This is a genomic window from Micromonospora sp. GCM10011542, from assembly GCF_042650685.1.
In the GTDB taxonomy this organism is placed as follows: Bacteria; Actinomycetota; Actinomycetes; order Mycobacteriales; family Micromonosporaceae; genus Micromonospora.
Window position 1 is genome coordinate 155,497 of sequence record NZ_JBHSBO010000016.1, and the last position, 11,671, is coordinate 167,167.

The window sequence follows — 11,671 nt, forward strand, 5'->3', positions numbered from 1 at the left end:
TCGCCATGGACATCACCATTCACACCACCGCCCTCCCGCACGTCGACCCGGACGCCTCGCTGGCCTTCTACCGCGACGTCCTCGGCTTCGAGGTCCGCAGTGACGTCGGGCAGGGCAAGATGCGGTGGATCACCGTCGGTCCGGTGGACCAGCCCGGCACGTCGATCCTGCTGGCGCCGCCGGCCGTCGACCCAGGGATCACCGAGGACGAACGCCGCATGATCAGCGAGATGATGGCCAAGGGCACCTACGGGTGGATCCTGCTGGCCACCCGCGACCTCGACGCCACCTTCGAGAAGATCCAGTCCGGCGACGCCGAAGTCGTCCAGGAGCCGATCGAGCAGCCCTACGGCATCCGCGACTGCGCCTTCCGCGACCCCGCCGGCAACCTGGTCCGCATCCAGGAGCTGCGCTGACCCCCCGGGCCGACCCCGCGGCCCGCCCCACAGATGGAGACACGATGAGCATGGCCACGGACACCCCGTCGCCCGTGCACGACGCCGACAGCCACGACCTGATCCGCGTGCACGGCGCGCGCGTCAACAACCTCAAGGACGTCAGCGTCGAGATCCCGAAGCGCCGACTGACGGTGTTCACCGGCGTCTCCGGCTCGGGCAAGAGCTCACTGGTGTTCGGCACCATCGCCGCGGAGTCCCAGCGGATGATCAACGAGACCTACAGCGCCTTCGTGCAGGGCTTCATGCCGACGCTGGCGCGACCCGAGGTCGACGTCCTCGAAGGGCTGACCACCGCGATCATCGTCGACCAGCAGCGGATGGGCGGTGACGCCCGTTCCACGGTCGGCACCGCCACCGACGCCAACGCCATGCTGCGCATCCTCTTCAGCCGACTCGGCAAGCCGCACATCGGCTCACCGCAGGCGTTCTCCTTCAACGTCGCCTCGATCAGCGGAGCCGGCGCGGTCACCATCGAGCGCGCCGGACAGACCGTGAAGGAACGTCGCAGCTTCACCGTCACCGGCGGCATGTGCCCGCGCTGCGAAGGCCGGGGCTCCGTCACCGACTTCGACCTGTCCGCGCTGTACGACGACAGCAAGTCCCTCAACGAGGGCGCCCTCACCATCCCCGGCTACAGCACCGACGGCTGGTTCGGCCGCATCTTCAACGGCTGCGGCTTCTTCGACCCGGACAAGCCGATCCGCAAGTTCACCAAGAAGGAACTGCACGACCTGCTCCACAAGGAACCCACCAAGATCAAGGTCGACGGGATCAACCTGACGTACGAGGGGCTGATCCCGAAGATCCAGAAGTCGTTCCTGTCCAAGGACGTCGACGCGCTGCAACCCCACATCCGCGCCTTCGTGGAACGCGCCGTGACCTTCACGACGTGCCCCGAGTGCGACGGCACCCGCCTCACCGACGCCGCCCGATCCTCGAAGATCAACGGGATCAACATCGCCGACGCCTGCGCCATGCAGATCAACGACCTCGCCGACTGGGTACGCGACCTGCGCGAACCGTCCGTCGCACCGCTACTGACCGCGCTCCAGCACACCCTGCAGTCGTTCGTCGAGATCGGCCTGGGCTACCTCAGCCTCGACCGGCCGTCGGGCACGCTCTCCGGCGGCGAGGCCCAACGCACCAAGATGATCCGCCACCTCGGCTCCGCGCTCACCGACGTGACCTACGTCTTCGACGAGCCGACGATCGGCCTGCACCCGCACGACATCCAGCGGATGAACAACCTGCTGCTGCGCCTCCGCGACAAGGGCAACACCGTCCTGGTCGTCGAGCACAAGCCGGAGGCCATCGCGATCGCCGACCACGTCGTCGACCTCGGCCCGCGCGCCGGCACCGAGGGCGGCGAGGTCGTGTTCGAAGGCACCGTCGAAGGACTGCGGGCCAGCGGCACACTCACCGGGCGACACCTGGACGACCGCGCGTCCCTCAAGCCGTCGGTACGGACACCCTCCGGAACACTGGAGGTACGCGGCGCCAACACCCACAACCTGCGCGACGTCGACGTCGACATCCCACTCGGCGTGCTGGTCGTCGTCACCGGAGTCGCCGGCTCCGGCAAGAGCTCCCTGATCCACGGCTCGGTGTCGCGGCGCGACGGGGTGGTGGCGATCGACCAGGCGCCGATCAAGGGCTCCCGCCGCAGCAACCCCGCCACCTACACCGGGCTGCTCGACCCGATCCGCAAGGCGTTCGCCAAGGCCAACGGCGTGAAACCGGCACTGTTCAGCGCCAACTCCGAGGGCGCCTGCCCCACCTGCAACGGCGCCGGGGTCGTCTACACCGACCTGGCGATGATGGCCGGCGTCGCCACCACCTGCGAGCAGTGCGAGGGCAAGCGGTTCCAGGCGTCGGTACTCGAATACCACCTCGGCGGCCGCGACATCAGCGAGGTCCTCGCGATGTCGGTGATCGAGGCCGAGGAGTTCTTCGGCGCCGGCGACGCCCGCATCCCCGCGGCCCACGCCATCCTGCGACGCCTGTCCGACGTCGGCCTCGGCTACCTCAGCCTCGGCCAGCCGCTCACCACGCTCTCCGGCGGCGAGCGGCAGCGGCTCAAGCTGGCCACCCACATGTTCGACAAGGGCGGCGTCTACGTCCTCGACGAGCCCACCACCGGCCTGCACCTCGCCGACGTCGAACACCTGCTCGGCCTGCTCGACCGGCTCGTCGACGCCGGCAAGTCCGTCATCGTCATCGAGCACCACCAGGCGGTCATGGCGCACGCCGACTGGATCATCGACCTCGGGCCCGGCGCCGGCCACGACGGCGGCCGGATCGTCTTCGAGGGCACACCCGCCGACCTGGTCGCCGCCCGCTCCACCCTCACCGGCGAACACCTCGCCGCCTACGTCACCACCTGACCCATGCGGGTCTTCCGGGGAGTACCCCCGAAAGACCCGCAACTCGGCAGCCGTCGGTACCCTCAGCTGCCGACGTGGTACCGACTGGTGATCGAGACGCGGTTGAATGCATTCATCACGGTCGCCAGCCAGGCGACGGCCGAGATCTGCTCCGCGGTGAGTACGTCCGCGGCGGCATCGAAGTCCTCGTCGCTGACGTGTCCCTGCGCAACGAGTGTGATCGCCTCGGTCAGGCGCAGAGCGGCCCTGTCGGTCTCAGAGAAGTAATCGGTCTCCTCCCAGGCGGGCAGCACGGCGATCCGATCGGGGCTTTCGCCCTTCTTGAGGGCGTCGCGGGTGTGCATGCGCAGGCAGAACGCGCAGCCGTTGATCTGCGAGGCGCGGATCCTCAGCAGCTCGACCAGCAGCGGGTCGAGCCCCGCTGCGGCGGCGGCCTCATCCACCTTCGACGACAGGGCGATGAGCGCCTTGTAGGCGGCCTGGTGCTGCTCGCCGATGTTGACGCGCTGACGTTCGGTCATGGTTCCTGTGATCCGTTCGTATGGCCCGGGCCGCGCCCCTCGGGCACGTCCTGGTGGCGGTGAGTGTTCTGGTAGGCGCAGAGTTCGGGCAGCGTGCTGCCCCCGCGCTATGGCGTCGGGTCGTCGACCTTGAGCTTGTCTCCGGTGTTGGAGACGAAGACGACCAGGAGCTTTGCTGGCTGGGTCTGGCTGACGTTCTCGGTCAGGACGTGGTCGGTGCCCGGCTGCTCGACCCAGTTCTCGCCCTGGTGATAGGTGGTCACGGGCTTGTCGTCCAGCTTGCTGCGCACGGCGCCTTCGAGGACGTAGGCGTAGACGAACGCTTGGCCGTGCCGGTGCGGCGCCGCGCTCGCGTTAGGCGGAAGTTCGACGACCGCCGAGGTGAACGTCTTACCCGTCACATCCGGGAGGGCCTGCTGGAGCAGCGGCCTGAGGGATTCGGCGGGGCGCGCCGATACCGATGCCGATGCTGCGGCCGTGGCCGGTCCCTCGGCGTGGGCGGGCCGGTCGGAGGTCGAGCAGGCCGTGGCCGCAGTCAGCGTGGCGACAGCCAGGAGGCCAGCGGCGATACCGGCGTTGCGGCCCCGCACAGTGATGGCGTGCATAGAGGTCCTTACTGGGGAGGGGGCGACTCGAGCACATGGCCCGCTCGCGGGCAGGGCTCATGGCGGTTACAGGCGGATGGATCCCATCTGCAGGAGTGATCCCACCTGCTCACGCTGTTCTTCGTCGCCCGTTTCGCGTTCTCATCAGGGAGACGAGGTAGCCCCTCCGGGTGTGACAGCTCAGACGCGCGCGAGTTTGTCGGGATTGAGGACCCTGCGGTACGCGCTGATCAAACCGTCGGTGATCTGCACCGTGTCGACGGAGTAGACCCGGCCTCCCCGGTAGGACACGAGGGCGAGCTCGCCGCCGACCTCGGCGAAGTCGATGCGGTCCGGGTGCCACTGGTGTCCCGTACGCACCATGACCTCGGCGACGCGCTCGCCGCCGTGGATGAGCTTGCGTGCCGCGAAGGCCTTGTCGCCGCCGTCGGTGACGTAGACGGCGTCCGGGTGCAGGAGCCTGACCAGGCCGGCCAGGTCCCCGGCCTCGTAGGCGGCGCGGAAGGCCGTGAGGACGCGTTCGCGCTCCGCCTTCGACGCCTGCGGCGTGGACTGCTTCGCGTTGGCCACCCGCCGTCGTGCCCGCGAGGCGAGCTGCCGAGCACTGGGCACGGAGACGTCCAGCACGTCGGCGATCTGGCCGAACTCAAGACCGAAGACGTCGTGTAGGACGAACGCCACCCGCTCCGGCGGACTCAGCTCCTCCATGATCAGCAGCATCGCCGAACTGACGGACTCGTCGACGAGTACGGGCTGTGACGCGTCCGGCCCGGTCAGCAGCGGCTCCGGCAGCCACGGCCCGACATAGGTCTCCCGGCGGAAACGGGCACTCTTGAGGATGTCGTACGACCGCCGCGCGGCCACGGTCACCAGCCAGGCCTGCAGGTCACCGATGTCCCGCAGATCCGCTCCGGCCGCCCGCAGCCACACGTCCTGGGCCACATCCTCGGCATCGGCCACACTTCCCAGCAGCCGATAGGCCACACCGAAAACCGCAGGCCGGTACCTCTCCCATCCGGCTCCGAGCGGGTCCTCCTGCTCCGACCGTTCGGGTCCCCGCCAGTCACCCATGAAGATCGCAACCTCCTCCAGCCTGCGGACCAGCGTAGCTATCCGAACTCGGGATCTTGCGAGAAAGCCCTGTGGGAGCGAGCCAGGTCGCTCAGACACGGCAGCCGGCAGTCGTGATCAAGCTGAGGTGAACGGTGCCGGCTGAGGTGTGCCAGCGGGACGTCGGGGAGTGAACGCGGGGGAGAGGTGTCGACGAATGGTGTGAGCGGATCGCCCCAGGTCCTGCCGGTCGCGCAGGACGAGCCGATCGGCTCCATCGATCTGGATCCATGCGACCTGATGCGACAGCTTCCAGACTGTCTTGCGGCGCCGCGAATGACGAAGCTCCTCGCAGGTTGAGCGGGGCACTCTCGCCGTTCACGCATCGGCGCGAACAGGGTGGGTGCCCGCGTCCGTTGTGAGCGTCGCAGGGGCCGGATTCCGAGCAGCCGACACGCGCTCACGCTGCGGTGACGCAGGCTGGAGCGGTCCGCGCAGCGCTCGTACCGATTCGATAATGTACATTATGTAAAGTCGCGCGATTTGGCGATCCCCTCGGAAGGGGCGGACAGGTGCGTCTCGATCAGCGCGACGCGCTCGCTCACCGGGCCGGCGGGCACGTCGACCAGCCGGTGCCCGTACGCCTCGTACACCCGCTCGTGCAGACGGGCGAAGGCCAGCGCCTCGGCGTAGTCGATCCGGCGTGCGGCCGTACGCCGGATGAAGCCCAGCGGGCCGACCAGGAACACCGATCGCTGGTAGGTCTGCTGGCCGGTGATCCGGTCGAGCTCGGCGGCGAGGTCGGGCCCGACCGGCCGGCCCAGGTGACGGGCCAGCGCCAGCGTGCACAGTGGTGACCGGTCGTGGATCTGCACGGCCCCGCGCGCGTCGGCCGTGGTCCGGCGTCGGTGCTGCAGTCGGGCAACGGCGTCGACGAACCCCGGTTCCCGCCAGGGCTCGGCGTACCCCTGCGCCTGCCGGGCTGCGATGACGTCCGTGGCCGCCTCCCGCACCACCAGATGACCCCGACGCCGCAGCGCCTCGAGCAGCGTGGTCTTGCCCGCCCCCGGGGCTCCGGTCAGGACGTAGCGCCGGTGTCCGGTCATCGCGCTCCCCCTCTCCCCCTTGCCGGCCAACGCGAAAAAGCTGCATAATATCCCTTATGCAGCACAAACAGGACGAATCGCTTGAAGCACTGATTGAGGAGTTCCTGACCGCTCGCGCCACCCGTAAGCCCTCCCCGCACACTCTGGCTGCATACCGGCGCGACCTGCACGCGGTGGCCGCCCTGATCGTCACCGACGACGCCACCACTCCCCTCCCCCTGGACGAGTTGTCGATCACCGGGCTCTCCCCCCGGGTGATGCGTGCGGCGTTCGCCCGGTTCGCCGCCCCGCGGGCTGCCGCTTCGGTGCACCGGGCCTGGTCCACCTGGAACAGTTTCTTCACGTTCCTGGTGGCGGAGGGCGTGGTGGCGGGCAACCCGATGCCGGCCGTGGACCGGCCTCGCGCGCCGCTCCCCCAGCCGAAGCCGTTGCGGGGCGCGGACACCCCCGAGGTGCTGCTCGCCTCGGTGGCCCGGGAGGACGGGCGGCAGCGTGACCCGTGGCCGGAGCGGGACGTGGCGGTGCTGGCGTTGGCGCTCTGCGCCGGGCTGCGGCTGTCGGAGTTGCTGGCGCTGCGGGTCGGCTCGTTGGCCGGCCGGGCGGGTGAGCGGCGGGTCGAGGTGGCCGGAAAGGGTGGGCGTCCCCGGGTGGTGCCGATCGAGCCGGACCTGGACGCGGTGCTGGGTTCCTACCTGGACAGTCGGTCGCGTCGGTTCGGCACCCGCAGCGTGCGGCCGGACGCGCCGCTGCTGGTGGATCGCCGTGGTGAGCCGCTGCGCCGGGGCGGCTTGCAGTATCTGGTGGAGTCCTGTTACCGGCGGGCGGGCATCGGTGACCGGGTGCCGCGGGGGGCTCGGTTGCACGCGCTGCGGCACACGTTCGCCACCCGGCTGGCCGAGGATGGGGCGAGTGCGGCGGAGATCATGCGGCTGTTGGGGCATGCGTCGTTGGCGTCGTCGCAGACGTACATCGAGGTGACCGCCGGGCAGCAGCGCGAGGCGGTCCGGTCCAACCGCACCAACCAGGCGCTGGCCGGCCTGTTCGGCGTCCCGGGCGGTGGCTGACCGAGGCGTTCACGGCTGCGGGGCCGTTGTCCCGGTGCTGGTCATCGAGTAGATGGCCAGGTCGTGAGCCTCGCGTCCGTCCTTCTCGGCCACGGGCAGTGTGCCCTCGCGCTGGTAGCCGGCCTTCTCGGCCACCCGTAGGGACGCCATGTTGTCGAGGCGGGAGTGCAGTTGGACCCGGCGCATTCCGCCGTCGGTGAGCGCCCACTGTCCGACGGCCCGGGCTGCTTCGGTCGCACAGCCACGGCCTCGCTGGCTGGTGTGTGTTCCGTAACCGATCTCGGTGCGGCCAGTCGCCCAGTCGGTGTCCCGCAGTCCGATGCTGCCGACGATCGTGCCGGTACTCCGCTCGACTATGGCCAGGTGTAAGCCGTCGCCGCTCGATCGCCGCCGCGGCAGCGTCTCCGCCAGCCACCGGTCGACGTCGGCGAGTGTGTCCGGGGAGCCCGGTGGCAGTGCCGTTCGATCTCCGGCCGCCACGAACGCCGCCACGGCTGCGGCGTCCTGCGGCCCGAACTCACGTATCTCGAACCGGGGGGAAATGATCTTCACTGGAGGAAACATGGCGCACACCATAGCCCTCGGACGGTGCGCGGCGGCGGGATTTTGCGAGCAGCTCGCGGCCGTGGTCAGTGGGCGCGGTGTCCGGTGCCGTCGGCGGTGGTGGGCAGCGGCCCGAGCACCGTGTTGACGATGTGGATGCGGGCGTTGGCGGCCTGGTAGTCGGCGCAGACGGCGTCGGCCTTGTCGCCGAAACGGGTGCTCGCGGCGGTGCGGGTGACGGTGAGGGTGGCGCCGTCGAGGGTGGTGGCGGTGCCGGCGGCGGCGAGGTCGTCGAGGGTGTGGGTGCCGGCGATGAGGTGGGCTTTGAGCAGCGTGCGGAGCTTGTCGTGGTCCCGGGTCATGAGGGTGTCCCAGGTGTCGTCGGAGAACTTGGCGAGGAAGGCGTCGTCGGTGGGCGCGAGGAGGGTGACGCCGTCGCGGTCGAGGTCGGCGAGGAGTCCGCTGGTGCGTAGGGCCGCCTCGAAGGTGGTGAGGGTGGGCATCCACCGCAGTGCCGTGTCGACGGGTTGTCCGGCGAGGTAGGTGGGGTTGCCGGGCTCGTCGCCGGTGGGCAGGGCGGCGCAGAGCGGCCCGCTGATCTGGGCGGCGACTGCTGTGGTGTCGGGCCGGTCGGGGTCGCCGGTGCAGGCGGTGGTGGTGAGCAGCAGGGCTGCGGCCAGGAGGGCGGCGGCGCGCAGCCGGGTGCGGGTGCGGGGGTACGACACGACGGCCTCCTGGGGTGTGGCTGGTGGTGCCGGCAGGGCGGTGGTTCTCCGCCCTGCCGGCACGGTTCACCGGGTGGGTGTCACAGGGTGGCGCACTGGCCGGTGCGGGGGCCGGTCACGGTGTTGGGGATGTTGAGGTTGATCGGTGCGGGGGTGTTGCCGTCGCAGGCCAGCGGGCCGGTGACCCGGTTGCCGACGAGCAGCGGGGTGTCGGTGCCGGTGCGGTTGGCGGACAGCTCCACCGGGCCGGCGACGGTGACGTCGATCAGGGAGACCGCGTCGGTGGTGCCGGTGATGCGGACCGGGCCGGTGACCTTGCTGTCGGCGAGCATGACGCCGGCAGCGCCGGTGGCGTTGACGGGTCCGGTGATGGTGGTGCCGGTGGTGACGAGCGCGGCGCCGGGTCGGACGGTGACCGGTCCGGCGATGGTGGCGCCGGCCGCGCAGGTGAACCCGGTGACGGTGAGCGCGCCGGTGCGCTGACCGGTGAGGGTCGGGTAGATCCGTTCGCCGTCGGTGAGGTTCTCCACGCCCTGCCCGTCGAGCAGCAGCGGGATCAGGCCGCGTTCGGGCTGGTTGAGCGGGACGTAGTAGCCGTCGCCGGTCTTGACGACCTTCCAGCCGTGTGCGGCGATGCGGTCGGCGACGGTGGTGCCGGCGCCGCCGGGTCCGTCGGTGCGGGCGCCGCGGTACTGCTCTTCGGTGAGCTTGTAGGCGCAGGGCGCGTTGTCGAGGATGAGGTTGGCCGGCGGTGCGTCGATCGGCGGCGGGCTGTCGCCGGGGTGCGGTGCCGGGTGGGCGGGGATGGGCCGGGAGCCGCGGAACACCAGCCGGCCGGTGTTGGCGGCCTGGAACTCGATGGCTTCGGCGCGGGCCTGGTTGATGTCGCCGACGTGGGCGCGGTGGTAGTCGAGGAACTGCTGGAAGGTCCACAGGGCGGAGAAGGTCTTGCGGCGCCGGTTGTTGGCGGCGTTGCCTTCGTCGGGGCGGGTCTGTCCGCCGGAGCTGCGCAGTTCAAGCAGCGAGTTGACGACGTTCTTGAGCCCGAGGGTGTTGCGGAGGATGGTTTCCTCGCTGAGGCCGACGTTGCCGCCGCCCTCGCAGCCGTACGGGCAGGGCCACCAGCCGTCGACGGCGCCCTTGCCGTACATGTGGCCTTCGATCATGTCCTGCGACTCGTCGAAGATCGACTGTGCGACGTTCTGGTGCCGTGGCGGCAGCATGGGCAGGTCACCGGCGCGGGAGTTGCCGAACTCGTGGCCGTCGTAGCCGGCGATGGGCCGGTACTCGCGGATCATCCTGACGTACGCGGCGGTCTCCGGCTGGCGGATCAGCGAGTAGTCGCGGTTGAGGTCCTGGCCGGTGGAGTTGCCGCGGGTGTTGGCGGCGCGGCCGTCGCCGTTGATGGTGGGGACGATCAGGACGGTGGTGTGGCTGAGCAGGTCGATGGTCCGCTGGTCGGTGCTGAAGGCGAGCTGGCGGGCCATGATGAGGCAGGCTTCGCGGTCGCCGGGTTCGTTGCCGTGCACGTTGCAGTTGATGGCGACGGGTGAGGTGGCGGCGACGGCTGCCGGGGTGGCCGGCGGGGTCGGGTAGCCGATGACGAACATGTTGATCGGCCGGTTCAGCACCGTCCGGCCGATCTCCACGACGCGTACGCGGTCGCTGAGCTGGTCGATCGCGGCGGTGTAGGCGTACTCGTCGGTGTCGCTGGTGTACTGGGCGGCCCTGGTGGTCTCCCACTGGGTGCGCAGTTGCTCGCCGGGCGTTTCGGGGTTGCCCCACGGGCTCGTGGTGGTGCCCACCACGGGTGCGGAGTAGGGCTGTTCGGTGGTGCCGGTTCGGGCGCGTACCCGCCAGCTGAACCGGTCGCCGGGGTTGAAGCCGGCGTCGGCGAAGGTGGGCGACTGTTGGTTGATCTGTCGGTTGGGGCGCCAGACGCCGACGATGGTGGGGGTGCCGGTGGGGGTGCCGGCGGCGTCGACGAGGGTTCGTTCGATCTGGTAGTCGGTGGCGCCGTCGACGGGCTGCCAGGCGAGGGTGGCGTACCCGTCGGCCTGGCGGACGGTGACGTTGGTGACCTGGTTGGGTTCGGCCGCCTGCTGCGCGTTCGCCGGTGCGGCGATGGTGGTGAGGCTGGCGGCGAGCAGTGCGGACAGTGTGATGAGGATGGTGCGTGGCCGTCTCATGTGGCCTCCATGGCGAGGACTGATTGACCTTGACCGGGTTTCGGCCAGCATGATCGGCATGGATGGTCGGCGCAAGGATCTTGAGGGAATCTTGCGCCTGGGAGCGGTAAGGGGTGCTCTCCCCCACCGCCGCTGACCGCAATCAGCCGAGATCGACCAGGAGCGGGCGGTGGTCGGAGATCGTCGACAGGGGCGCGGTGACGGCGGTGACCGGCGGGAGCTGGGTGACGGCGTGCCGGTCGGCGAGGATGTGGTCGAGCTGTACGCGGGGTTGCCCGGCGGGATAGGTGGGGCGCCGGCCCAGGGGTCGCCAGCCGGAGATGAGCCGTGCCGCGCCGGCGGGCAGGTTGAGGTCGCCGAGCAGGACGCGGGGCGTCGGTAGCGCGCGCAGGGCGCGGACGGTCTGGCGTAGTTGGCGGGCGTTCCAGCCGGGGACGAAGGACAGGTGGGTGGCGGCGACGGTGAGCGGGCCGTGTGGGGTGTCCAGGACGGCGGCGAGCACGACGCGGGGTTCGTCGTGCAGCAGGATGAGGCCGCCGCCGTTGCCGGGGACGTAGACCGGGGAGCGCACGGGCGCGGGCTTGAGGCGGGTGACCTGCCAGCTGCGTACCGGGTATCGGCTGATCAGCCCGATGCCGTAGCAGGGTTCGCCGTGGCCGTCGTCGTCGTGGCGCAGGGGGCGGAACTTCTCGCCGGGGGTGCCGACGACGGCGGCGGCGAAGCGGTGGTGCGGGGCGCCGAGGGCGCGCGCGGCGATGGCGGTGAGGTCGAGGTGGCCGCTGCGGCTCTGGTCACGGTCGACCTCCTGCAGGGCGAGGACGTCGGCGTCGAGGGCGGTGACGGCGGCGGTGAGGCGATCGGGGTCGACGAGCCCGTCGGTGAGGGATCGTCCGTGCAGCAGGTTGAAGGTGGCCAGGCGCACCTCTGCACCCTACGTTGCCGTGGCAGGCTGACGGGGTGATCAAGGTGCTGCTGTGTTCGGTGCTGGTGTTCGTCGCGGTGGGTGCGTTGGGGGTGTGGCTGCGC

The 11,671-nt window shown here is 70.3% G+C and carries 11 protein-coding genes; 3 read left to right on the plus strand and 8 right to left on the minus strand.

Annotation, left to right across the window (positions count from 1 at the left end; genetic code table 11):
• The first annotated feature begins 5 nt into the window (after positions 1–5).
• Both ACFOW4_RS05680 and ACFOW4_RS05685 read left to right on the plus strand, forming a co-directional pair.
• Entirely contained in the window at positions 6–416 is a 411-nt protein-coding gene (locus ACFOW4_RS05680; RefSeq protein WP_377525138.1) for a VOC family protein, read from the plus strand.
• Between the two features lie 44 nt (positions 417–460).
• Positions 461–2,842 (plus strand): ATP-binding cassette domain-containing protein, encoded by a 2,382-nt coding sequence (locus ACFOW4_RS05685; protein WP_377525140.1) that lies wholly within the window; start codon positions 461–463, stop codon positions 2,840–2,842.
• 62 nt (positions 2,843–2,904) lie between these two features.
• On the opposite strand, the gene ACFOW4_RS05690 is transcribed toward ACFOW4_RS05685, so the two are convergent.
• The 4 genes from ACFOW4_RS05690 to ACFOW4_RS05705 form a co-directional block, all read right to left on the minus strand.
• Complete coding sequence (locus tag ACFOW4_RS05690) at positions 2,905–3,363, minus strand: carboxymuconolactone decarboxylase family protein (protein WP_377525141.1); 459 nt, start codon at positions 3,361–3,363, stop codon at positions 2,905–2,907.
• Between the two features lie 107 nt (positions 3,364–3,470).
• The gene (locus ACFOW4_RS05695; RefSeq protein WP_377525143.1) at positions 3,471–3,968 is read right to left on the minus strand and encodes a cupin domain-containing protein; all 498 of its coding nucleotides are present in this window, start codon (positions 3,966–3,968) and stop codon (positions 3,471–3,473) included.
• A gap of 180 nt (positions 3,969–4,148) precedes the next feature.
• Positions 4,149–5,039, minus strand: coding sequence for an RNA polymerase sigma factor SigJ (gene sigJ, locus ACFOW4_RS05700; RefSeq protein WP_377525144.1), 891 nt, complete (start codon positions 5,037–5,039; stop codon positions 4,149–4,151).
• A gap of 503 nt (positions 5,040–5,542) precedes the next feature.
• On the minus strand, positions 5,543–6,124 hold the full coding sequence (locus ACFOW4_RS05705) for an AAA family ATPase (RefSeq protein ID WP_377525146.1): 582 nt from the start codon (positions 6,122–6,124) through the stop codon (positions 5,543–5,545).
• A 56-nt stretch (positions 6,125–6,180) separates the two neighbouring features.
• On the opposite strand from ACFOW4_RS05705, the gene ACFOW4_RS05710 reads away from it, so the two are divergent.
• Positions 6,181–7,188: a tyrosine-type recombinase/integrase gene (locus ACFOW4_RS05710; protein WP_377525147.1), complete on the plus strand. Its 1,008-nt coding sequence runs from the start codon at positions 6,181–6,183 to the stop codon at positions 7,186–7,188.
• A 9-nt stretch (positions 7,189–7,197) separates the two neighbouring features.
• Here the strand turns inward: ACFOW4_RS05710 and ACFOW4_RS05715 are convergent, their stop codons facing one another.
• From ACFOW4_RS05715 to ACFOW4_RS05730, 4 genes are all read right to left on the minus strand, one after another.
• The gene (locus ACFOW4_RS05715) at positions 7,198–7,752 is read right to left on the minus strand and encodes a GNAT family N-acetyltransferase (RefSeq protein ID WP_377525148.1); all 555 of its coding nucleotides are present in this window, start codon (positions 7,750–7,752) and stop codon (positions 7,198–7,200) included.
• A 65-nt stretch (positions 7,753–7,817) separates the two neighbouring features.
• Positions 7,818–8,456: a fasciclin domain-containing protein gene (locus tag ACFOW4_RS05720; protein WP_377525150.1), complete on the minus strand. Its 639-nt coding sequence runs from the start codon at positions 8,454–8,456 to the stop codon at positions 7,818–7,820.
• Between the two features lie 80 nt (positions 8,457–8,536).
• On the minus strand, positions 8,537–10,645 hold the full coding sequence (locus ACFOW4_RS05725) for a M14 family zinc carboxypeptidase (protein WP_377525151.1): 2,109 nt from the start codon (positions 10,643–10,645) through the stop codon (positions 8,537–8,539).
• Between the two features lie 142 nt (positions 10,646–10,787).
• On the minus strand, positions 10,788–11,567 hold the full coding sequence (locus ACFOW4_RS05730; RefSeq protein WP_377525153.1) for an endonuclease/exonuclease/phosphatase family protein: 780 nt from the start codon (positions 11,565–11,567) through the stop codon (positions 10,788–10,790).
• Positions 11,568–11,671 lie beyond the last annotated feature (104 nt).

Coding starts and splice junctions, on each gene's coding strand:
- ACFOW4_RS05690 (WP_377525141.1), bottom strand. CDS start 3,363: ATGACCGAACGTCAGCGCGTCAACATCGGCGAGCAGCACCAGGCCGCC.
- ACFOW4_RS05680 (WP_377525138.1), top strand. CDS start 6: ATGGACATCACCATTCACACCACCGCCCTCCCGCACGTCGACCCGGAC.
- ACFOW4_RS05725 (WP_377525151.1), bottom strand. CDS start 10,645: ATGAGACGGCCACGCACCATCCTCATCACACTGTCCGCACTGCTCGCC.
- ACFOW4_RS05705 (WP_377525146.1), bottom strand. CDS start 6,124: ATGACCGGACACCGGCGCTACGTCCTGACCGGAGCCCCGGGGGCGGGC.
- ACFOW4_RS05710 (WP_377525147.1), top strand. CDS start 6,181: ATGCAGCACAAACAGGACGAATCGCTTGAAGCACTGATTGAGGAGTTC.
- ACFOW4_RS05695 (WP_377525143.1), bottom strand. CDS start 3,968: ATGCACGCCATCACTGTGCGGGGCCGCAACGCCGGTATCGCCGCTGGC.
- sigJ (WP_377525144.1), bottom strand. CDS start 5,039: ATGGGTGACTGGCGGGGACCCGAACGGTCGGAGCAGGAGGACCCGCTC.
- ACFOW4_RS05685 (WP_377525140.1), top strand. CDS start 461: ATGAGCATGGCCACGGACACCCCGTCGCCCGTGCACGACGCCGACAGC.
- ACFOW4_RS05715 (WP_377525148.1), bottom strand. CDS start 7,752: ATGTTTCCTCCAGTGAAGATCATTTCCCCCCGGTTCGAGATACGTGAG.